Origin of the sequence: Streptomyces coffeae (assembly GCF_016741875.1) — a bacterium.
Taxonomy (GTDB): domain Bacteria; phylum Actinomycetota; class Actinomycetes; order Streptomycetales; family Streptomycetaceae; genus Streptomyces; species Streptomyces coffeae.
The window spans coordinates 65890-86174 of record NZ_JAERRF010000016.1 but is presented as its reverse complement, the minus strand read 5'-3'; the positions used below and the strand labels follow the sequence as shown (position 1 = coordinate 86174).

Below are 20285 nucleotides of genomic sequence, written 5' to 3'. Positions count from 1 at the left end.
ACGGCTCGCCTCGGGCCTCGAAGTGCGGGTGTGCAGCGTGTATCTCCTGCGCGCGGTCCGCTCTGTAGAAGGCTCGGCGATGACGTGGGCATCCTGGGTCTCCCTAAAGGGCTGTCCCGCCGTGGCGCCCCGCCCTGCTTCTCCTTGACCACCGCGTCCCGAAGGAGCCCCTGCCCGTGACACCCATGACCGCGACGGCGCGGCCGGAACGGAGACCGGACGCCGGAGCGTCCGGGGGTGGCGCGCCGGGGGTCCGGCGCGTCACGGGCCATGGCGCCTGGTTCCTGGTGCTGCCCGCGCTGATCCCGATCCTGCTGCTGAGCGTCGGCCCGCTGCTCTACGGGATCGCGCTCGCGTTCACCGACGCGCAGTCGGGCCGTACCGAGCCCACCGAGTGGATCGGGCTGCTCAACTTCCAGGATCTGGCGCGCGACACGCTGTTCTGGGAGTCGTTCCGGATCGGGCTGGTCTGGGCCGTTGCCGTCTCGGTGCCGCAGTTCGTGCTGGCACTCGGGCTGGCGCTGCTGCTCAATCAGAACCTCCGCTTCCGCTGGCTGGCACGGGCGTTGGCGATCGTTCCCTGGGCGATGCCGGAGGTGGTGGTCGGCGTCATGTGGCGGCTGGTCTACCACCCGGAGGCGGGCATTCTCGGGGAGACGCTGGGCACCCAGCGGGACTGGCTGGGCAGTCTGGGCACCGCGCTGCCCGCGGTGGTCGTGGTCGGCATCTGGGCGCGGCTGCCGCAGGTGACGGTGGTGCTGCTGGCCGGTCTCTCCAACGTTCCGAAGGAACTGCACGAGGCCGCGGCGATGGATGGCGCGGGTGCCTGGCGGCGCTTTCGCACCGTCACCTGGCCGGCCATCCGGCCGGTCGCTCTCGCCATCGGCGCGCTCAGCTTCATCTGGAACATCAACTCCTTCGCGCTGGTCTATGTCCTGACCGGCGGCGGTCCTGGCGGACGCACCCGGCTGCCGATGCTCTTCGCGTACGAGGAGGCGTTCCGCTACGGGCAGTTCGGCTATGCGGCGGCGATGGGGTGTGTGCTGGTCGCGGTGGTCTCGGTGCTGCTCGCGGTCCAGCTCGTCGGGCGGTTGAGGGGAGACGGCCGATGAGCGCCGGCTCGCGTCCCCCTCGTGCCCTCGTCGTGCGGCGCCGTGCGGCCCGCACCGGGCAGTACCTCGCCCTGCTGGGCTATCTGGTCTTCCTCGGCTTCCCGCTGCTGTGGCTGGTGTCCACCGCGTTCAAACCGCCGCGCGAACTGGCGACCCTCCATCCGGGGTGGATTCCGGACCACCCCACCCTCGACAACTTCCGGCAGGCGTTCGACGAGCAGCCGCTGCTGCGGGCCGGGGCCAACAGCCTGCTCGCCGCGCTGGCCGCCGCCGTCATCGCCGTGGTGATCGCGACCCCGATGGCGTATGTCATGGCCCGCCACCACCGCTCCCCGCTGTCCCGGGCGGCCACCGGCTGGGTGGTGGTCAGCCAGGCGTTCCCCTTTGTGCTGGTGATCATCCCGCTGTTCCTGGTCCTCAAGAACCTCCGCCTGGTCGACTCCCTCGGCGGGCTGATCCTGGTGTACGTGGTGTGGTCCCTGCCGTTCGCGCTGTGGATGCTCGCGGGCTACGTCCGGGCCGTACCGCGCGAACTGGAGGAGGCCGCGGCGGTGGACGGCGCGGGGCGGCTGCGCGCGCTGGTCTCGGTCACCATGCCGCTGCTGGCTCCCGGGATCGTGGCCACCGCCCTCTTCGCCTTCATCAACGCCTGGAACGAGTTCTTCTTCGCCCTCGTCCTGCTCAAGTCCCCCGAGAAACAGACGATGCCGGTCATCCTCACCCACTTCATCGGCGCGGAGGGCGTGGCCGACCTCGGGCCGCTCGCCGCGGCCTCGTTGCTGGCGACCCTTCCCTCGCTCGTCCTCTTCGCCGTCATCCAGCGGCGGATCACCAGCGGCACCCTGGCCGGGGCGGTGAAGCACTGATGCGCCGCCGGGGATTTCTGGCCGGGGCACTGGCCGCGCCCGCCACCACCGCGCTGCTGCCCGGCTGCGCACCCGGGCGGCGCCGTGCCACGGGCGGGAAGGTCAGGCTCCGCTTCCAGTCGCTGGCCTGGCAGAAGGAGTCGGTGGACGCCACCAAGCGGCTGGTGAGGGAGTGGAACGCGGCTCATCCGGACATCGCGGTGGAGTATGTCCAGGGCAGCTGGGACAGCGTCCACGACCAGTTGCTCACCTCCTTCGAGGCCGGTGAGGCACCCGACATCATCCATGACGCGGCCGACGACCTCGCCGACTTCGCGTACGGGGGGTATCTCGCCGACCTCGACGGGCTGCTCACGCGGCGGTTGCGGGACGACATCCCGGAGCCCAGCTGGGCGACCGTCAGCTTCGGCGGCCGTCGCTACGGGGTGCCCTTCCTCCAGGAGCCGCGGGTGCTCATCGCCCACCGCGCGCTGCTGGAGAAGGCACGGGTCCGCGTTCCCACGGTCCAACGGCCCTGGAGCTGGGAGGAGTTCGAGGACGCGGCGAAGGAGCTGACCCGGGGCGGGACGCACGGAGTGGCCTGGCCGCTCAAGGAGCCTGTCTCCGCCACCCTCAACCTCTCGCTGTCCACCGGCGGCAGGGTCTTCCACCGGGGCGCGGACGGAAAGGTCACCATCCGTTTCGACGCCGCCGATCAGCGGGTGCCGCGTACCATCCGCGACCAGGTGGTCCGGGACCGCACGGCCTCCAGGACCACCCTCGGCATGGGTGGCTCGGACACCCTGCCGGGCTTCTTCGGCGGGAAGTACGCGATGGTCCCGCTCGGCTTCTCCTACCGCCAGCAGATCGTGCAGCAGGCTCCGAAGGGGTTCGACTGGACCGTTCTGCCGTCCCCGGCCGGACCCGGCGGCGACCGGCGGCAGGGGGTGAGCCCGCAGACGCTGTCCATCGCAGCGGACAGCCCGTACCGGGAAGAGGCCGCGCGCTTCATCGACTTCCTGCTACGCCCGCCCCATATGGTGCGGCTCGCGCTCGGCGACTGGATGCTGCCGACGGGAAGCCGCGCCCTGCGCGATCCGGCGCTGCACACCCGCGGACACGGCTGGGCCACCGGCACCGCGCTGGCCGAGGCGCTGCGCCCGGCGCCCGCCCTGTCGGTGCGCGGCTATCCGGAGTGGAAGGACAAGGTGGCCACTCCGGCGCTCCAGGAGTACTACAGCGGGGCGATCGGGATGGACAGCCTGAGGGAGCGGCTGGTCGGCGACGGGAATCTGGTGCTCGCCCGCTATCAGCGGTAGGCGGTGCCCACCCGTCCGTTCCGCCGGGCGTGGGAAATCCTTTTACGAGACGTATCGTCTTGCCTGGCGTGGACGGTATGACCGCATCTGGCTGTGCGGGGAGCCGGTGCGCGCGGGGCGGCGGGCAGAGCTCGGCCACGGCCAGGGGGACGGACAGATGGGGGCGCGGGGTGTCCGGCGGTGTTCGCCGAACGAATGCGAACATCGCCGAACACCCCACAGCAGCGCGGCGCCGGACTCGGGTCGGACGGCCAACAGCAGCCGACGCGCGTCCCGCCGCCTCCGGCACCACGGACGCGGCGCCGGAGGCGGTGGGCGGCGGCAACGAAACAGTCCGGCGAGCCGAAGGCCCGATGTCACAGGCATCGGCACCACCGCGGCCAGTCTGCTACTGCGGCCGGAAGGAGCGGATCTGGTACGTACCCGCCAGGTTCCCGCCTTCGCCAGCCGCGGTGGAACCGACGCGTTCCTGATATGACACGCCCTTGTAGTACTGCTTGCGGTGCCCGGTGCTGTTGGCCACGGACAGGACGTTCCGACCAGCCCGGATGAAGCCGCAACCAACCGTGTCCGGACGGCTTGCGCTTGCCCAGACGCAGCGTTCCCCGGTGTAGTCGGGGCCGCTGAAGATGCAGAAATACCCTGTATCGCAATTGGGAGCGACCGGCGCGGGTGCCGCGCCGGCCGGGAGCGCCAAGCCGATTGCCGCCAGGCCCGTGACGGAGACCATGGCCAGGGTGGTCAGAGAGCGACGCATACAGAGTTCCCTTCCAGCCGTCTTCCAAGTACCCACGTGTGTGCTTCCCTTCGGTGAGGAGCGGAGGGCGCGGAGCACAGCACGGTGCCTTCCGCCCTCTTGTTCCCCTGTCTTCGCCCTCACATCGTGGCGCGCGCGGTCGGCCGCAAGTTGGTGATGCGTGCGGGGTTATTTGTCGCTCGACGCGGCCCGCTGAGCATCCGGCAGAGTGCGCAGCGCGGCCTTCCGGAGCTCTCTGGGCGCCGTGCCGTACGCGGCTCGGAAGGCGCGGCTGAAGTCCGGGAGACGCAGAAACCCCCACCGGGCGGCGATGGCGGTGATCGAGCGCCGCCGCAGACGGAGGTCGGTGAGGTCAGCATGGCAGCGTTCCAGACGGCGTCGGCGTATCGAGGCCGCCACGGTTTCCCCCTGCTGCCGGAAGAGCGTGTGCAGGGAGCGTACGGAGATGTGATGGTGTGCCGCGATATCCGACGGACTCAGGTCCGGATCACCGAGGTTGTGGTCGATGAAGGCGTTGACGCGGGCCAGCATGGCCTGCTGGCGGGTCTCGGCCGGAAGCGCGTCGTAGACTCCGAGGTGCTGGGCCAAGCAGGCGCCCGACAGGTCGAGCGTCATCACCCCTAATCGGCTCAGATCACGCGGGTCGCAGTCAGGGCCGTAGGCGTCCAGTGTGGTCATGAACCGGGAGAGAATCGCTCCCATGCCGGTGCTCGTCGACAACGGCTGGGCGAGCAGGCAGTGGACCTTGTCCGATGGGAGCGGCAGTTCCTCGCGCGGCAACTGCACGATGACCACCTGGGTATGGAGGCCGTTGTCAGGCACCGCGCCCTCGAACGGGTACGAGAGGTCGAAGAGCACCATGTCACCTATCACCAACCCGGAATCCTGGCGCCGCTGGCTGATCCACAGAGGTGTGCCGGAGACGAAGGTCAGCTGGTATGTGCCCGGGTCGGCCCGCCGGATGTCCGCCCAGGTGCGTCTCAGATATGCGGGCGGGCTGTTGAACGCGGCCACCCGTACCGGGCCGAGGTCCAGCACCGAGGCCCACGCAGGGAAGTCCACGGAGTTCGCGCTACTGAGGGTGAGCGGTGCCAGCTCACGGGAGACCAGCTCGCCCCAGAAGGGCAACTGCTCCTCCGCAGGCAGATCCTCGTTCGACACTTTCGACCACATGACACACCCCCGGAATCGGTACCGACGACCATGTACGGAAAACCCCCCAGCACATCTGGCCCGGACCGTCATGGCACTAAGGACGCGCCGGAAGTGCCGCGAACACCTTCAGCGACGCGGGATCGTCCAGAGCCTGCATCATCCCGACGTCCGCCTTCATCGACATCAGCGCCACCTGCCTCTCATTCCATGCCCGGTCGGGGACTTCAACAAGCGGCGACAACCAGCCCTCACGTGCAGAACTTGAGGTTCAGCGACGGCCAGGACCGGGCGCCCGTCCGCGGTTTCGGGCTGTGGGAGCACCGCCAGCGCCTTGGGCAGCCTGTCCCCGTCGATGCAGCCCTGGTTGAGCGCGCCGTACATCGCGCCGGTGCTCGGACAGCAGCGTCAGGTCGACCCCGCCAATGTCGAGGTGCACCGCTGGGTGCCGCAGCTGAGCGTGTTGCGCCAGGCCGATGTCTTCATCACCCACGCGGGCGAGGGCGGCAGCCAGGAGGGGCTGGCCTGCGGGGTGCCGATGGTCGCCGTACCACAGGCCGTCGACCAGTTCGGCAACGCCGACATGCTCCAGGGACTCGGTGTCGCCCGCCATCTGCCCAAGGAGGAGGCGACACCGGAAGCGCTGCGCGAGGCGGTGCTCGCCCTCGCCGACGACCCCGGGGTGGCCGACCGGTGCGCGGACGTCCGGAAGCGGATGGCGGGGGAGGGAGGCGCCCGGCGGGCGGCCGATCTGATCGAGGCCCGGCTGTCCACCTGAACCTGCCATCGACCCCATGCACACAGAAGACCGATACCCCCGGGAAAAGGTTGCGTCCCTCCGCCCTTGTCTCTTTTCCTACCGGCTTCTTAGCTTCGAGTAAACGCTTGTCAAACACCAGGAAGCTGAAGAATGACCCGAGACATACCGCCGCTCGCCGAGGTCCGCAGGATCACTGAGAAGAAGCGGGACGCGTGGTGGACCGTCGTGCTGGTGGACCCGGTGGCCACACCGCTCGTGCGCTGGACCGCGAAACACACCCGCGCCACCCCCAACCAGCTCACCTGGGGCGCGTTCCTCGTGGGTCTCGGCTCCGCCGCCTGCTTCGCCCAGGGCGACTGGAGATGGCTGCTGCTCGGGGCGCTGCTATACCACGTGAGCTTCATCTTCGACTGCATGGATGGCAAGTTGGCCCGGCTGACCGGGACCGGCTCGGTCTTCGGCGCCTGGCTGGACTTCGTCTTCGACCGGATCCGGGTTCTGGTCTGCGCGGTGGCGCTGATGGGCGGCCAGTACGCACGTACCGGTGAGGTGCTCTACCTCTGGCTCGCGCTGGCCGTGGCCTCGCTGGACGCGCTGCGCTACATCGACTCGCTGGAGATCTTCAAGATCCGGCACGGGATGCGCAAGCAGATCAAGGCGCGGATGCGGGCGGCGCGCAAGGCCGAGAACGCGGCCGAACTCGCCTTCATGGAGGACCTGCTCCGGGAGAACCCCGAGGCCGACGTCGAGCAGGACCGGGTCACGGTGGCCGCCCTGGAGGCGGACGGGACGGCGGCCACCGAGCCGGTCGCACTGGAGAGCCGGACCGCCGAATCGGCCGTTCCGGACGCGGCGCCGGTGGACGCCCCGGTGTCGCGCCGCCCCGCCGTCGTCGATCTGCACCAGGAGTTCCGGCGCCGGTTCCCGTGGTGGACCCGGTGCCGGAACGTCCTGCTGCGCCACCGCATCCGCGCTCATCTCATCAGCGGTATCGAGTTCCAGATGGGTGTGTTCATCATCGGCCCCGCCCTCGACGCGGTGGTGGCGACGACCGTTGTCTCGGGTGTGCTGCTGCTCGTCTTCGAGCTGGCCATCATCTACAAACTGCTGCTGTCCACCCGGGACTTCGCCCGCACCCTGGACTCCTTCGACGCGGCGGCTCCGCCCGCCCCGGCGCCGGTGGCGGCGTCCGCCACCCCGGCCACTCCGGTCAGCTCCTGAGCCAGGGTGAGCCACTGCGGGGGTGTCACATAGCCGACCACCACCTCCCGCTCCAGCCCCGCCCGCCGGAAGGCGGCGGTCAGCCGCCGGGCGGGACAGACCCGGCGCAGTGACGCGTACAGCGATCCGCCGACGCCGGAGAAGCCCAGCTCCACCAGGCCCGTGTAGGCGGTGCGTTGTTCCGCGTCCGGCAGCAGCGGCCGTGGACGGCGGATCAGCCGCATGATCCCGCCGTCCACCGCGGGCACCGGCCGGAAGGCGGTCCGCGCCACCCGGCCGCACAGCCGCCACTCCACCTCGGGCCAGGTCCGTACGGTCAGCAGGCTCCAGCGGCCGAAGTCACCGGTGCGCTTGCGGGCGTACTCCAGCTGGGTCAGCAGGGTCGCCGAGGTCAGCCCGGGCGCGCGCAGCGCCCAGTCGACGATGTCCGAGGTACGGGCGTAGGGCACATTGCCCACCAGGGCGAAGGGTTCGCGCGGCGGATGCGCGGTCAGGAAGTCCCGGTGGACGATGCGCGCCGCCGGGTAGGGGGCGAGCCGCTCGCGCAGCCCCGCGATCAGATGGCGGTCGACCTCATAGCTGATCAGCTCGCGGCAGAGCGGCGCCAGCGCCTCGGTGAGCACGCCCTTGCCCGCGCCGACCTCCACCAGGAGATCGCCGGGGCCGGGGCGGGCGGCGCGGACCACCCGGGCCACGGCGCCCGGGTCGGCCAGGAAGTTCTGCGAGAGGGTACGCCGCGCCCGGTCGCGTGCGGTGCGACGGGGCGCGGGGGAACGGTGTCGGTTGCGGGCCACGGCCACGGTCCTTCCGTAAGCCGGACGGGCAGCGGTGGCGGCATGACGGCAGCGCCGAACGGGCCCTGCCGCCCGTCCGGAACGAGTGATTCCTGAACTGGCGGGGGCTCTGGCCGAGGGCATACGGAAGCGGCGGATCGGGCGCTCGGAACAACGAGCGCCACACCTGTGGAGACCATCAGCGGCGCGAGAGGGGCTGGTCGCTCATGACGAACGACGGGTCGCTCATGAACATCACTCGCTCATGACAGCCGTTCGCTCACGACAACAGGTCGCTCACGATCACACGTCGCTCAGGACAACGGGCGGATCACAGACTCGCGGAGAGGCTGGGCGCGTCCGGGCCGGCCAGGGCACCGGGGCCGCGCCGCGGACGGCGGGTGAACAGGGCATAGGGGCACACACACGCCACCCCGGCACAGCCGCGGGTGATGAGGCGGGTGGACACGCCGATGCCGGGACTGCCGCCCATCGGTGTCCTCCTCCCAGTGCGCCCGTGCGGGCCGTGTGCAACACCACGGAACTCCGCCGTGACCCTGGCACCGTACGGACCGGGCGGCGGACGGCGCAACGGGTTTTTCCCGAGCCCGTCCGCCGGGTTCACCGCGGGTCCGTCGGCCGGGTTCACCGCGGGTCCGTCAACCCTCCCCGCCCCGTGTTCCGCGGCATCAGGAACAAGCCAGCACACGAAACCGGCCGCGCGGCCGAAAGGCCACGCGACCGGTTGACGTCGCGGCGGGGAGTCGGGGGCGTCAGATCCTGGCGTGCCGCGGGCGGTCGCCCAGTTCGGGGCCGTAACCGGGCGCCACGGCCGCCGGGGCCGGGGCGGGCGGCTGCGTCAGAGCCGCTTCGTCATGGGTCATATCGGGCAGCCACCCCAGCCACTTGGGCAGATACCAGTTGCGCTCGCCGAGCAGTGTCATCGCGGCCGGGAGCAGCACCCCTCGGATCACCGTGGCGTCGATGAGCACCGCGGCCGCGAGCCCCACACCCATCTGCTTCATGCTCTGCATCGACAGCGTTCCGAAGATCGCGAAGACGGCGACCATGATCACGGCGGCGCTGGTGACCACACCAGCGGTGGTGACCACCCCGTGCACCACCGCGTCCTTGGTGGTACGTCCGGCCAGCCACCCCTCGCGGATCCGGGAGACCACGAAGACGTGGTAGTCCATGCTCAGCCCGAAGAGGATCACGAAGAGGAACAGCGGCAGCCAGGACACGATCGCGCCCACGCCCTCCGCGCCCACCAGGCCGGCGCCCCAGCCGTGCTGGAAGACCGCGGTGAGGATGCCGTACGCGGCGCCCACCGACAGCAGGTTGAGCACGATCGAGGTCACCGCGATGGTCAGCGACCGGAAGGACATCAGCATCAGCAGGAAGGCGAAGACCACGACGAAGGCGAAGACCGGGGTCACGGCCGAGCCCAGCTTGTCGTTGAAGTCCTTGGAGGAGGCGGTGGAGCCGCCGATCGGGGCCTCCACACCGTCCACCGCGCCGAGGGTCGCCGGGCGCACCTCGTCCCGCAGGACGGCCAGGCTCCGCTCGCTCTTCTTCTCGTCGGAGCCGCCGATCAGCGGCACCTGGAGGACGGCCAGGTTCTCCTTGGTGTGGAAGGTCACCTCGACCGGGCCCTTGGAGGCGCCCTTGGCCACCGCGTCGGCACGGAAGCGGCCGATGGCCTCGCGCACCGGAGCGGCGTTGATGTCCTCGGCCTTGACGACCACCTCGGCCGGGTCGGGACCGCCGGGGAACGCCTCGTCGATGTGCTGGTAGGCGGCGATGACCGGCAGCCGGTCGCCGAACTCCTGGTCCATGGTGAGGTTCGCGGTGTTCATGCTCACGGCGGGGACGGCGATGGCGATCAGGGCACCGCCCGCGAGCGCCAGGGACAGCTTGGGCCGGCGCAGCACCCGCTTCAGCACCGCGCGCCAGACGCGGCTCTCGCCGTTGCCCTTGCGCTTGGCGCGGGCCAGGAACGGCACCCGCCCCTTCTCCACCCGCTCACCGAGCAGTGAGAGCAGCGCGGGCAGCACCGTCACCGAGCCCACCATCGCCACCGCCACCACCATCAGGGTGGCCAGGCCCATCGCCTTGAACTCGGCGATACCGGTGAAGAGCATGCCCGCCATCGCCACGATGACCGTGACACCCGAGACCAGGATGGCCCGGCCGGAGGTGGCCGCGGCGATGCGCAGCGCGGTCTGGGCGTCCCGTCCGGCGGCGCGCTCCTCGCGTTCACGCCGCAGGTAGAACAGGCAGTAGTCGACGCCGACGGCCAGACCCACCAGCAGCATCACGGAGTTGGCGGTGTCGCTCATATGCACCCAGTGGCTCACCACGGCCACCAGACCGGTGGTGGCCACGACGCGGTCATCGCCAGCGCCACCGGCAGCAGGGCGGCCACCAGGGCGCCGAAGGCGATCAGCAGAATGCCGAGGGCCACCGGCAGGGCCGAGTACTCGGCCTGCTGGAAGTCGTCACCGAAGGCGTCGTCGAACGCCTTCTGGCCGCTCGCGTCGCCGAACTCCTCGATCCGCAGGTCCGGGTGGGCGTCCTTGGCCTTGTCCACCGCGTCCAGCACCGGCTGGATGTGGTCCGACGCCTTCTCCGCGTCACCGCGCATATCGAACTGCACCAGCGCAGAACGCCGGTCGGCGGAAATGGTCTTGGTCCGGTACGGGGACGTCACGGCGGTGGCCTCACCGGTGCCGCGGACCGCGTCGATCACCGCGTCGACCGCCGTGCGGAACTCGGGGTCGTTCGCCGTGATCCCGTTGCCCTTGGCCTGGATCAGGACGGTTTCACCGGCGGCTTCGTCAATGCCCGCCTCGTCGAGAATCGTCGAGACGCGCCCGGCTTCGCCGGGAACCTGCTCGCTGTCCGCCACATCGACCCGTCCGGCCATCGACCCGACGGCCAGGGCGAGGATGACGAGCAGCACCCAGCCCCCGACCGCGGTCCACCGGTGCCGGGCGCTCCAACTGCCTGCGCGGGCCGCTATGCCGCGCGGTCTCGCCAAGCGGTCCGTATCCGCCACGACGTCCCCCTTTTCCTGTGGCGGCGGCCCCGTGCCGCCACCGCGGAAAACGCTAGGCCGCGGGGGCGCGGCCCCCCATCCTGCTGTCCGGTGAACCCATGGGCAGCTCTCTCCACCCTGCGGAGGGGGGACAGCCCTACCCTTTCGATTCAAGCCCCTTACACCTAAAGGGATTTGGCTTGATCGCCATGATGGCGGGAGTTGTCTGCGTCACAACTTCCGGGAGATCTTGAATTGACCGTGTCAATCGGTCAGGGTTTCGAGTCAGCCCGGGGCGACCCCACTTCGCTTCCCGGTGCGCGCACTCAGTGCGCTTCCCCCCCACCACCGCACGAGGAGGATTCCCTCGTAATGGCAGCACACAAGCAGCGCAACGCGCGTCGCATAGGTCTCGCCGTGGCCGCCGCGGCCGCCGTCACCGCCGGTGCCTTCGTGGCCATCCCGGCCGGCGCCGCCACCGACACGCCCGCCGAGGGCAAGGTCTACGGCGCCGAGTCCAAGAACGCCGTGGACGGCAGCTACATCGTCATGCTCAAGGGCGGCAAGTCCATCAAGGCCGCCTCCGAGGGCAAGGACCTCGCCAAGGAGTACGGCGGCAAGCTGCGCCGCAGCTTCGACTCCGCCATCAACGGCTTCTCCGCCAACAACCTGAGCGAGACCGAGGCCAAGCGGCTCGCCGCCGACCCGTCGGTCGCCAAGGTGATCCAGAACCACCGGTTCACGATCAAGGGCACCCAGGAGAACCCGCCGTCCTGGGGTCTGGACCGGATCGACCAGGACGACACCCAGGGCGACAAGAAGTACACCTACCCGGACACCGCGGGTGAGGGTGTCACCGCGTACGTCATCGACACCGGTGTGCGCACCTCGCACAAGGACTTCGACGGCCGCGCCAAGTCCGGCTTCGACGCCATCGACAACGACGACGACGCCGACGACGGCAACGGCCACGGCACCCACGTGGCGGGCACCATCGCCGGTGCCGACCACGGTGTCGCCAAGAAGGCCAAGATCGTTGCCGTGCGCGTCCTGGACAACGAGGGCTCCGGCACCACCGAGCAGGTCGTCGCGGGCATCGACTGGGTGACCGAGCACCATGAGGGTCCGTCCGTGGCCAACATGAGCCTGGGCGGCGGAGTGGACGAGGCGCTCGACGCGGCCGTGAAGAAGGCCATCGACGCCGGTGTCACCTTCGCGGTGGCCGCGGGCAACGAGTCCAGCGACGCCGGTCAGAGCTCCCCGGCCCGGGTGAAGGAAGCGATCACCGTCGCCTCCAGCACCGACAAGGACGAGCAGTCGGACTTCTCCAACTTCGGCAAGGCGGTGGACATCTACGCCCCCGGCTCGGACATCACCTCCGACTGGAACGACGGCGACGACGCCACCAAGACCATCTCCGGCACCTCGATGGCCACCCCGCACGTCGCGGGCGCCGCCGCCGTCTACCTCAGCGGCCACCAGGACGCCAAGCCGGCGGATGTCGCCAAGGCCCTGACCGACGGTGCCACCGCCGACAAGATCACCAACCCGAGCGAGGGCACGCCGAACAAGCTGCTGAAGGTCGTCAAGTAACGCCCTTCGGCCCCTGCGGCACCCCGGCCGCCGCGCCCACCCAGGTGGGCGCGGCGGCTGCTTTCCGCAGCAGGTGCTCCGTCGTCCGGGAATGGCCCGGGCGATGCACAGGGGATTGGCCCTCAGAACGGGGCCAGTGGCGAACTACGCTCGGATCCATGACCACTACGGACGCTTCCGCCACCACAGTCGACTTCTACTTCGACCCCGTCTGCCCGTTCGCCTGGATCTCCTCACGCTGGATCCTGGAGGTCGAGCGCCACCGGAACATCGATCTGCGGTTCCGGGTCATGAGCCTGTCGGTGCTCAACGAGAACCGGGAGGACCTGCCCGAGCGCTACCGTGAGCTGATCTCCAAGGGCTGGGGCCCGGTCCGCGTCTGCGTCGCCGCCGCCCAGCACCACGGCGAGGAGGTGCTGCGCGACCTCTACACCGCGATGGGCACCCGCCTCCACAACGAGGGCAACAAGGACCGCGAGGCCGTCATCGCCGAGGCCCTCGCCGAGGTCGGCCTCCCCGCCGAACTCGCGGAGGCGGCCACCTCCACCGACTACGACGACGCCCTGCGCAAGAGCCACCACGAGGGCATGGACCCGGTCGGCGAGGACGTGGGCACCCCCACTCTCCACGTCGACGGCGTCGCCTTCTTCGGCCCGGTGCTCTCCTCCATCCCGCGCGGCGAGGACGCCGTCCGCATCTTCGACGGCGCCCGACTGCTCGCGGGCTACCCCGACTTCTTCGAACTGAAGCGCACCCGCACCGGGGGCCTGGACTTCAGTTGACCGCACACGGCTACGGCAGCACCTGCACGGTGTCGCCCACCGCGCGCTCACCGGCCGCGTCCGACGGAACGTTGACCAACGCGCCGTCCACCGCCATGGCGCTCGACCCGCCGCCGTCGAGGTTCAGCGCTTCCCGCGCGCCCAGGGACCGCATGAACCGCGCGGCCTCCAGGAGGGTGAACCCCGCGCTGACGCCCGGCTGCCGTCCGTCCACGGTGGCCAGCAGCAGCCGTCCCCGCCCGTCGATCCCGGCCATGGTGCGCGGCTGCCGGGCGTTGGACCAGGCGTAGCCGAAGGCGGGGTCCCGCGGATCGAGGGTGCCCTCAGTGGCGGCGTCCACCGCGATCCGACCACCCTCGACCAGGGTGGGCGCGGCGCTGACCACGCTGTCGTCACCGTCCCACCGCACCTGGTGGCCGGAGGTGTCGCGGACCGTCTCCGTCAGCGCGATCCGGGTCCCCGGGCGGCCTTCGGCGGTCAGCCAGTCGGCCGCCGCGCCGGTGCCCTGGAGCACCGACCCGCCGTCCGGGACCGTACCGCCGCGGGCACCGGCCGCCACCACTCGCCCGTCGGCGTCCAGCACCACCTGGGCGCCGGGCCCGGTGGGCAGGTCGGTCCGGAACCGCGGGGTGAACGCCACGAGGTCGTCGGCCCTGGTGCAGGTGACGTCCTGACGGGGCCGCTCGGTCGGCACGCCGCCCGGGCGGCCGCAGTTGCGCACCGCGCCGGGCACCCGGTTGACGCCCTCCACCGCATAGCGGGACGACCCCGCGCGCGCCGTGACCGTCGAGGTCAGATCGGCGATACGGGCCCGCCGTCCGCCGTCCGCCAGGACCAGCGCGGCCCGCGAGCCCACGGCCATCGAGTCCAACGCACCGTGGTGCACGGAGAGTCCGGCCGTGGTGCCCGGTACGCCATCGGCACCGGAGGTGACGAAGAAGCCGCCGTTGACCGCCACCAGGGAACGCAGCCGGGCGGCGAGCGAGGAGGTCCTCTCCCGGTCCGCGACACTGCTGCCGTGCGTGGCCTCCACCGTGCCGGTGAACGCGCCCGGGTCGATCACCGCGAGATGCACACTCTGCCGGTCGGCGGGCTGCTGGGCGTCATAGCCGGTCCAGTCGGCCACCGGGTCGAACCCGCTCTCGGCCACCTTCGCGCTCACGCTCCGGGCCTCGTCCTGACCGCCGTACGAACCCACCCGCACCCGCCATCCCAGCGTGCCGTGCGGGGTGTCGCTGTATCCGGGCCAGTCCACCCGCTCCACCCGCGGCACGAACCCCGCGGCGCGCAGCCGCCCCGCGGTGGAGTCCGCCCACGAACGGCCACCCACCGGCGCGGAACCCGCGGCCCGGACCGTGACCGTCCACGACGGCTTCGCGTCCGTCTCCCGAAGGACACCGGTCCGTATCTGCACACCCGGGGCGACCGTACGCGTGGTCCACGTCGCGTCCGGGACCGGAGGCGCGGCCTGCGCCGGGGCACTCACGGCCACCGTCGCCACAACGGCCACCAGCGCGACCCCCGGCGGAACGGTCTCTGCTCGCTGCGCATGGCATCTCCCGTGACCCTCGACTCCGTGTCTGGGCCCGCCAGTCCAGCGCCGCCCGGGGGCGCGGTCAAGACGCGCGGAGGGCGGTACCCCGAACGTACGGTGAACGGCGGGACGGGAGTGTGATTGAGGCGCCCGTAGCGCGGCATTCGGACTTCACGCCGTGACACAACCTCTAGATCACTGAGGGGAGGATGCCACGCGGCCATCTCCCAAGCCAGAACGCAGCCACGGACGGTACGGCCAGGCCCTCGGTCGAGCCGTCGTGCGGCAGAAATTCGGTGGGGACGATGTAGCCTTCGCCGGGAGCCAGCCGGATACGGAGACAGGCCATCGCCTGGCCGTCGGCGACGAAGCGTCGGAGGTCGTCCGAGTGCGGATGGCGCTGCTCGTAATCCCGGTGAACCGCACGGCACACGGTCTGAGCGTCCATGAACCCAAGAACGATGTACCGGCTCCCGGGGCCGAGGTTGACGGCGAACCGTCGCCTACCGGTGTGCTTGGTCGCGTAGGAGAGCTTGTCCCAGTTGTCGAAGTGGAGACCGATCCGGCGGCCGTCAGGGTAGTTGTCGGTGGTGGTCAGCATGTTCGGCTTGCCCAAGGCTTGACCGAGGTACACGGTCTCTGGACCTTCCGGAGGAGCGATGGCGGAGTCCGGTGGTCTCACGATCTCCACCAGGATGTTGTCCTCGGTCCGAGGAGTGGCCGCGAGCGCATGCTCGAGGCTCGTCGTGATCTGGCTCCAGTGCCCGGAAGGAACAACGGCACCGAGTTCGTAGTCGGGATCCTCACTCATCGTGCGAACCTCGGTGAATTCGCAGCGCTCACGCAACCTCGTGAAACTCTCGAATAAGATGTTCAGGGTCATCCGATCTCCTGGCCGGTCAGTGGCCCGCTGAGGTCGTCTCCGTATGTCACGTCAAGCTCGGCCATGAGCGCGTTGGTCAGCTCTCCCCGCTGGCTCCTGTCGATGACGACCCTGCCCAACGAGGCGACACCACGCACGCTCGACAGGTCGTTGCCACGCAGATCCAGGCCCCGGTACCGGCCTCGGCCGAATTCCGTCAGCCGGAGCGTGCATCTGTCGAATACCACGTCTCCGAGATCGCAGTCCATGAACGATGTCTCGGAGAGGACACATCGGGAGAAGGCCACCGGTCCGATGGCGCGGACCTGATCAAAGGCTGTGTAGTCGAGTCTGCAGTTCTCGAAGAGAACATCTTCGAGCGTGAGGCCGACGAATGAAGCGCCCATGATCTTGCAGTCCCGGAATGCGACTCGGGAAAGTTTGCTGTCGTTCCAGCGAGCGGAATTGAGCTCGCTGCCATCAATCTCGATGGAGTGCAGGCGCAGGGCTTCGAACCGGACGCGCGAGGCACGCAGCCTTGCGATGTGCCCTGTGGTGAGCCTGGTGTGGGCGAGGTCGAGTGCCCGGAGGTCGGCGTCGGCGTAGCGGAATTCCCGGACGATTCCCTGGTCGCTCTCAAGAGCGGCGGTTTCAGACAGGTTGCATACCGACTCCTTGAGGTCGGGAAGGGTCACACTGATACGGCCGAATGTGCGGCGGTGCACAAGCTGTCTCCATCTTCGAGGCTTCCCGGCAGGTCACTTCTTGTTCCAGTTGTCCCAGGTCGGGCGATTGTCAAACGTGGGTGTCGAGTTGGCCCAGGTGGGCCTGTTGTCGAAGTTTCCGGCGGAAGCGTAGTCGACGGTGTCGATGAGCACCTTGAAACCGTCGGCAGCGTCCCGTACGAGTTCAGCGGCTGTGCGTACGGACATGATTGGTCACTCCTTCGAAGAGGGCGATTTTTGAGGTGGTGCAGTAGCGCGTACGAGTGCCGTCCAGCCGACCATCGTGTTCGAAGTACCGGTTGGCAGGGTGGGCACCGCCGCAGAAGCCGTACACGGGGCAACTCGCCCGGCAGGCGTTCACGCCGCGCCAGAACTCTTCCAACCAGGGTGTGCGTCGATCGGCCTCGACAAGCAGGTGGTCCAGACCGTGACGGAGGACGTTGCCGGTGGTGAAGTCTCCGAACCGGTCGTCGGTGAATCCCGCCAGCTCGGGGGAGAGCAGCACGACACCGCCGTCGTGTGCGACCGTGGGAAGTGGGTCCCACAGCTTCGTGGTGGGGACGTGAGTGCCCGGCGGCCCCTGAAGGACAGCTCCCGCGAACTCCAGTACCCGAGAGGCCTCACGCAGCCGGATCGCCGGGTGTGCTTCCCAGGCCGCGGTCAGAGCCGCCCAGAATTCCACGACCCGTCCGTAGTCGCGTTCTACTGCTCTGGTGTTGACCCCCTCCTGTTCCTCGATATTGACCCCGAGAGTGTGGCAGCCCAGGTCCACGAAGAACTGGTAGAACTCGAGTGCCTGCGCGGGGTCTGGATCAGTGACGACCGCGATGGCGGAGAACGGGATGCCGTGAGCCCTCAGCCTGTCGACGCCGCGCATGATGATTCGGTGCGCGGGATGACCCGCACGGGTGACCCGTGAGGCGTTCATGTCTTTCGGTCCGTCGATACTGACGCCGACCGCGACCCTCCGTTTCAGCAGAAACTCACACCAGTCGTTGTCGATCAGCGCTGCGTTCGTCTGCACGGTGTGTCTGACATTTGCGAACGGTGCCATGAGGTCATCAAGATGCCTTCGGCCAGCGGACAGTGGCTCTCCTCCGTGCCAGACGACCTCGAATTCGGGGTTCTGCCCAGCCCATATGTTGACCGGTGTGGCCACCGCTTCGGCCACTTCCACCGACATGAGGTGCCTCGTCTTCCGGAACGGCAGATAGCAGTATCGGCAGTCGAGTGGTTGGCAGAGCGTTGTCGGTTGCATGATGACCGAACGGGGCACCTCTGCGATGCGGTTGATGGGGCGCGTCACGGCTTCGCCCCACGAACTTCGAACTCAGCCCACACCTTCTTGCCCCGGCCTGTGTGCTCCCAGCCATGATGGGAGGCAAAGTGGCCGACTAGAGCCAGCCCATGGCCCCCTTCATCGACGGTCAAAGCGGGCTGCCGCACCGGCAAATCGGGACTGCTGTCATGCACGACGAGCAGCAGGTACCCATCGTCGTAGTAGACGCTGAGGCTGATGGCTCCGCCCACGTGGACCACCGCGTTCGTGATCAGCTCGGAGGCCACGAGCTTGACGGCCTCGCTCATCTCGACGTCCAGTCGTATGCCCCATGCGCCAACATGCGCCAAAACACTGTCCCTGGCATGCGGGACGGCGGACGGATCGCTGGGTACGAGAATCCGAGTGCTGCGGCCCATCAGCGGCTGCCTTTCCACGAGCGGCGCCGTCTCCGGGATGGACGCGGTGACGGGCGGTCGATGTTGTTTCCGGTGGCTACTGCCTAGTGAAACGTCGACTACGCAGAGTCGCTACGCTGGGAAGGAAGCCAAGCGGTATACGCGGTTTACCGCTTCGTCCGGGGGAGGCCATGGCAGTGCCGAATCAGCCCAACTCACGCCTGGGCGAGGTCATCACCGCAACAGGTTGTACCTACGAGGCACTCGCTCAAGATGTGCGCCGCATCGCCGCGGAGAACGGCGAGACCATCCAGACCAACAAATCGGCTGTGTCCCACTGGGTGCATGGCACACGTCGACCTTCCGGGCGGACCGGGCGGTACCTCGCAGAAGCCCTCTCCCGCCGCTCCAAGCGCGTCGTCACGTTGGCAGAGATCGGTTTGCGTGATGCAGGCGACTCCCTCGATGCCGATGCCGATCCCGTTGTCACCGCGACCGACTTGGGCCGGGCTGATGTCGAGCGGCGCCAGTTCCTGGCCGTGGCGGCCTTCACCACCGCTGGTGTTGCCATGCCGCTCGGCTACGACCACGACGCTGTCTCCCGGATGCTCCGCGCCCGTACCTGCACAACCATGGTCGGGTTGGAGGACGTAGGAGTGGTGCGTGATATCACGGCCGCCTTCGCCGCAGCGGACGAACGTCTCGGCGGCGGCCACGGCCTGACCACCGTCACCGCCTATCTCGCCGATACCGCCGCTCCCATGCTTCGCGCGCGGTATCCGTCCGAAGCATTACGCCGAGCAGCCTTCGGCGCCGTCGCGGAACTGGCCTACCTTGCGGGCTGGAAACACCACGACCTGGGCCAGGAGGGTGCTGCACAGCGTTACTACCAGGTTGGCTATCAACTCGCTTGCGAAGCTGACCCCCACGGGCACGCGGCATGGATGATGCGAGCTCTGGCCCACCAGGCCCTCAGCCTCAAACAGCCCCACCACTGCGTCGACCTTGTGGAAGGTGCCCTCGGCCGCGGAGTCGGCCGCGTCGATGGCCGGACCGAAGCGCTGCTGCACATCACCCACGCACGCGCCTACGCTGCAGTCGGGGACAAGGCCGCAGCCGCCCGTGCCCTCCTCGCCGCTGAAGACGCCCTCCTCCGGGACGATGCACCACAGCCCAGTTTTTCTCTCGTCACCGGCCCCGCCGCCGGTACCGTAGCCAGCCACACCGCCCGCACTTTGACGGACCTGGGTGACCACCTCGGCACGGAACGGCAGCACCGTGCCGCACTGACCCGCTGGGACCCCGAAAAGTACCGGCGCGTCCATGCCCTGACCCATGCTGACCTGGGCGATAGCCTCGCCGCGCAAGCCCGTGCCGACGAAGCCGTGGCTGCCTGGACCCGAGCCATGGACCTCATCGACGGCATGGCCTCCGATCGCACCCGCAAGGCCGTCTCCTCCATCAGAGCCACGCTTGCGGTCTACCAGCGGCGGAAAGTCCCCGGTGCTGCCGAACTCGCGCGGCGCACTCGCGACGCCCTGTTCTAGCATGCCCAGCAACCCGGCCGACGAAGGGACCACCGTGGCGCAGCCTCACACCGACGATCAGCCTCGCGCCCTCAAACCCGCTTTCCAATCGATGACCTTGCTGGTCGCTGCCGTCATCGTCCATGACAGGAGCGCACATCGCGTCGCCCTTCTCCAGCGCAGTGAGAACGCCAAATTCGCTCAGGGCATGTGGGACCTCCCCGTCGGCAAGAGCGAACCGGGAGAGCCCATTACCGAAACCGCCGTCCGCGAGCTCTACGAGGAAACCGGCCTGGTGGTGAAGGCTGAATCCCTGAAGGTCGCCCACATCATTCACGGCGCTTGGGGCGTCGAAGCACCCAACGGGTTCCTCACCGTCGTCTTCGCTGCCCATGAGTGGTCGGGCAAGCTGGAAAATCGCGAGCCCGAGAAGCACGCCCAAGTCTGCTGGATCGATGCCTCGGCTCTTCCCGAGGCGTTCGTGGGCACCACCGGCAGTGCACTGCGCCGGTATCTCCAGGGTGGCCCGGAAATCTCTCTCGACGGCTGGAGCGGACCGGACACGACTTGCTCGCCGACCTCGATTCCCGGATGAATGACCGCGGTA

17 protein-coding genes and 3 pseudogenes are annotated in these 20285 nt (G+C 69.1%); 9 read left to right on the top strand and 11 right to left on the bottom strand.

Annotated features, from left to right (window positions below; genetic code table 11):
• Positions 1–185: 185 nt before the first annotated feature.
• Genes JK363_RS25390 through JK363_RS25380 form a run of 3 tightly spaced genes read left to right on the top strand, consistent with a single transcriptional unit; the run spans position 186 to position 3276 of the window.
• Positions 186–1112: a carbohydrate ABC transporter permease gene (locus tag JK363_RS25390; protein ID WP_201877704.1), complete on the top strand. Its 927-nt coding sequence runs from the start codon at positions 186–188 to the stop codon at positions 1110–1112.
• Complete coding sequence (locus JK363_RS25385) at positions 1109–1978, top strand: carbohydrate ABC transporter permease (RefSeq protein ID WP_201877550.1); 870 nt, start codon at positions 1109–1111, stop codon at positions 1976–1978. Before JK363_RS25390 ends, JK363_RS25385 begins: the two co-directional genes overlap by 4 nt.
• The gene (locus JK363_RS25380; RefSeq protein WP_201877549.1) at positions 1978–3276 is read left to right on the top strand and encodes an ABC transporter substrate-binding protein; all 1299 of its coding nucleotides are present in this window, start codon (positions 1978–1980) and stop codon (positions 3274–3276) included. The genes JK363_RS25385 and JK363_RS25380 overlap by 1 nt, the downstream gene beginning before the upstream one ends.
• Before the next feature lie 388 nt (positions 3277–3664).
• Here JK363_RS25380 and JK363_RS25375 read toward each other — a convergent pair whose 3' ends face one another.
• On the bottom strand, positions 3665–4033 hold the full coding sequence (locus JK363_RS25375; RefSeq protein WP_201877548.1) for a peptidase inhibitor family I36 protein: 369 nt from the start codon (positions 4031–4033) through the stop codon (positions 3665–3667).
• A gap of 168 nt (positions 4034–4201) precedes the next feature.
• Positions 4202–5206 carry a helix-turn-helix domain-containing protein gene (locus JK363_RS25370; protein WP_201877547.1) on the bottom strand — a complete coding sequence of 335 codons (1005 nt, stop codon included), beginning with the start codon at positions 5204–5206 and terminating at the stop codon, positions 4202–4204.
• 370 nt (positions 5207–5576) lie between these two features.
• Here JK363_RS25370 and JK363_RS25365 point away from each other — a divergent pair.
• Positions 5577–5963: pseudogene (locus JK363_RS25365) on the top strand (nucleotide disphospho-sugar-binding domain-containing protein); the annotation flags it as partial.
• A 132-nt stretch (positions 5964–6095) separates the two neighbouring features.
• Positions 6096–7121: pseudogene (locus tag JK363_RS25360) on the top strand (CDP-alcohol phosphatidyltransferase family protein); the annotation flags it as partial.
• On the opposite strand, the gene erm reads toward JK363_RS25360, so the two are convergent.
• The 3 genes and pseudogenes from erm to JK363_RS25345 form a co-directional block, all read right to left on the bottom strand.
• Positions 7043–7960, bottom strand: a complete 918-nt coding sequence (gene erm / locus JK363_RS25355) for an ErmE/ErmH/ErmO/ErmR family 23S rRNA (adenine(2058)-N(6))-methyltransferase (protein ID WP_307821863.1) — start codon at positions 7958–7960, stop codon at positions 7043–7045. The pseudogene JK363_RS25360 and the gene erm overlap by 79 nt on opposite strands.
• Positions 7961–8270: 310 nt before the next feature.
• Positions 8271–8432 carry a hypothetical protein gene (locus tag JK363_RS25350; protein WP_201877545.1) on the bottom strand — a complete coding sequence of 54 codons (162 nt, stop codon included), beginning with the start codon at positions 8430–8432 and terminating at the stop codon, positions 8271–8273.
• Positions 8433–8712: 280 nt separating this feature from the next.
• Positions 8713–11000, bottom strand: a pseudogene (locus JK363_RS25345) (MMPL family transporter).
• A 351-nt stretch (positions 11001–11351) separates the two neighbouring features.
• Here JK363_RS25345 and JK363_RS25340 point away from each other — a divergent pair.
• Positions 11352–12572 carry a S8 family peptidase gene (locus JK363_RS25340; RefSeq protein WP_201877543.1) on the top strand — a complete coding sequence of 407 codons (1221 nt, stop codon included), beginning with the start codon at positions 11352–11354 and terminating at the stop codon, positions 12570–12572.
• 158 nt (positions 12573–12730) lie between these two features.
• Positions 12731–13354, top strand: coding sequence for a mycothiol-dependent nitroreductase Rv2466c family protein (locus JK363_RS25335; RefSeq protein WP_201877542.1), 624 nt, complete (start codon positions 12731–12733; stop codon positions 13352–13354).
• A gap of 10 nt (positions 13355–13364) precedes the next feature.
• Here the strand turns inward: JK363_RS25335 and JK363_RS25330 are convergent, their stop codons facing one another.
• The 6 genes from JK363_RS25330 to JK363_RS25305 all read right to left on the bottom strand — a co-directional run bounded on the left by JK363_RS25330 (position 13365) and on the right by JK363_RS25305 (position 18173).
• Positions 13365–14864: a phosphodiester glycosidase family protein gene (locus tag JK363_RS25330; RefSeq protein ID WP_307821862.1), complete on the bottom strand. Its 1500-nt coding sequence runs from the start codon at positions 14862–14864 to the stop codon at positions 13365–13367.
• A gap of 214 nt (positions 14865–15078) precedes the next feature.
• Complete coding sequence (locus tag JK363_RS25325) at positions 15079–15771, bottom strand: hypothetical protein (protein WP_201877541.1); 693 nt, start codon at positions 15769–15771, stop codon at positions 15079–15081.
• Positions 15768–16445, bottom strand: coding sequence for a pentapeptide repeat-containing protein (locus JK363_RS25320; RefSeq protein WP_201877540.1), 678 nt, complete (start codon positions 16443–16445; stop codon positions 15768–15770). Before JK363_RS25320 ends, JK363_RS25325 begins: the two co-directional genes overlap by 4 nt.
• Before the next feature lie 63 nt (positions 16446–16508).
• Complete coding sequence (amcA, locus tag JK363_RS25315) at positions 16509–16682, bottom strand: multiple cyclophane-containing RiPP AmcA (RefSeq protein WP_201877539.1); 174 nt, start codon at positions 16680–16682, stop codon at positions 16509–16511.
• Positions 16660–17733, bottom strand: coding sequence for a cyclophane-forming radical SAM peptide maturase AmcB (gene amcB / locus JK363_RS25310; RefSeq protein ID WP_268981087.1), 1074 nt, complete (start codon positions 17731–17733; stop codon positions 16660–16662). Before amcB ends, amcA begins: the two co-directional genes overlap by 23 nt.
• 44 nt (positions 17734–17777) lie before the next feature.
• On the bottom strand, positions 17778–18173 hold the full coding sequence (locus JK363_RS25305; protein WP_201877537.1) for an ATP-binding protein: 396 nt from the start codon (positions 18171–18173) through the stop codon (positions 17778–17780).
• Between the two features lie 170 nt (positions 18174–18343).
• On the opposite strand from JK363_RS25305, the gene JK363_RS25300 reads away from it, so the two are divergent.
• Complete coding sequence (locus JK363_RS25300) at positions 18344–19699, top strand: NsdA family TPR-like regulatory protein (protein WP_201877536.1); 1356 nt, start codon at positions 18344–18346, stop codon at positions 19697–19699.
• Between the two features lies 1 nt (position 19700).
• A complete protein-coding gene (locus tag JK363_RS25295) occupies positions 19701–20273 on the top strand; it encodes an NUDIX domain-containing protein (RefSeq protein ID WP_201877534.1) in 573 nt (190 codons plus the stop codon).
• Positions 20274–20285: the final 12 nt, after the last annotated feature.

Excerpts from the sequence above, each read along its gene's own strand:
- JK363_RS25335 (WP_201877542.1), top strand. The coding sequence starts at position 12,731 with ATGACCACTACGGACGCTTCCGCCACCACAGTCGACTTCTACTTCGAC.
- JK363_RS25300 (WP_201877536.1), top strand. The coding sequence starts at position 18,344 with ATGGCAGTGCCGAATCAGCCCAACTCACGCCTGGGCGAGGTCATCACC.
- JK363_RS25305 (WP_201877537.1), bottom strand. The coding sequence starts at position 18,173 with ATGGGCCGCAGCACTCGGATTCTCGTACCCAGCGATCCGTCCGCCGTC.
- JK363_RS25325 (WP_201877541.1), bottom strand. The coding sequence starts at position 15,771 with ATGACCCTGAACATCTTATTCGAGAGTTTCACGAGGTTGCGTGAGCGC.
- JK363_RS25350 (WP_201877545.1), bottom strand. The coding sequence starts at position 8,432 with ATGGGCGGCAGTCCCGGCATCGGCGTGTCCACCCGCCTCATCACCCGC.
- amcB (WP_268981087.1), bottom strand. The coding sequence starts at position 17,733 with ATGCAACCGACAACGCTCTGCCAACCACTCGACTGCCGATACTGCTAT.
- JK363_RS25385 (WP_201877550.1), top strand. The coding sequence starts at position 1,109 with ATGAGCGCCGGCTCGCGTCCCCCTCGTGCCCTCGTCGTGCGGCGCCGT.
- JK363_RS25390 (WP_201877704.1), top strand. The coding sequence starts at position 186 with ATGACCGCGACGGCGCGGCCGGAACGGAGACCGGACGCCGGAGCGTCC.
- JK363_RS25375 (WP_201877548.1), bottom strand. The coding sequence starts at position 4,033 with ATGCGTCGCTCTCTGACCACCCTGGCCATGGTCTCCGTCACGGGCCTG.
- JK363_RS25340 (WP_201877543.1), top strand. The coding sequence starts at position 11,352 with ATGGCAGCACACAAGCAGCGCAACGCGCGTCGCATAGGTCTCGCCGTG.
- amcA (WP_201877539.1), bottom strand. The coding sequence starts at position 16,682 with ATGTCCGTACGCACAGCCGCTGAACTCGTACGGGACGCTGCCGACGGT.
- JK363_RS25295 (WP_201877534.1), top strand. The coding sequence starts at position 19,701 with ATGCCCAGCAACCCGGCCGACGAAGGGACCACCGTGGCGCAGCCTCAC.
- JK363_RS25370 (WP_201877547.1), bottom strand. The coding sequence starts at position 5,206 with ATGTGGTCGAAAGTGTCGAACGAGGATCTGCCTGCGGAGGAGCAGTTG.
- JK363_RS25380 (WP_201877549.1), top strand. The coding sequence starts at position 1,978 with ATGCGCCGCCGGGGATTTCTGGCCGGGGCACTGGCCGCGCCCGCCACC.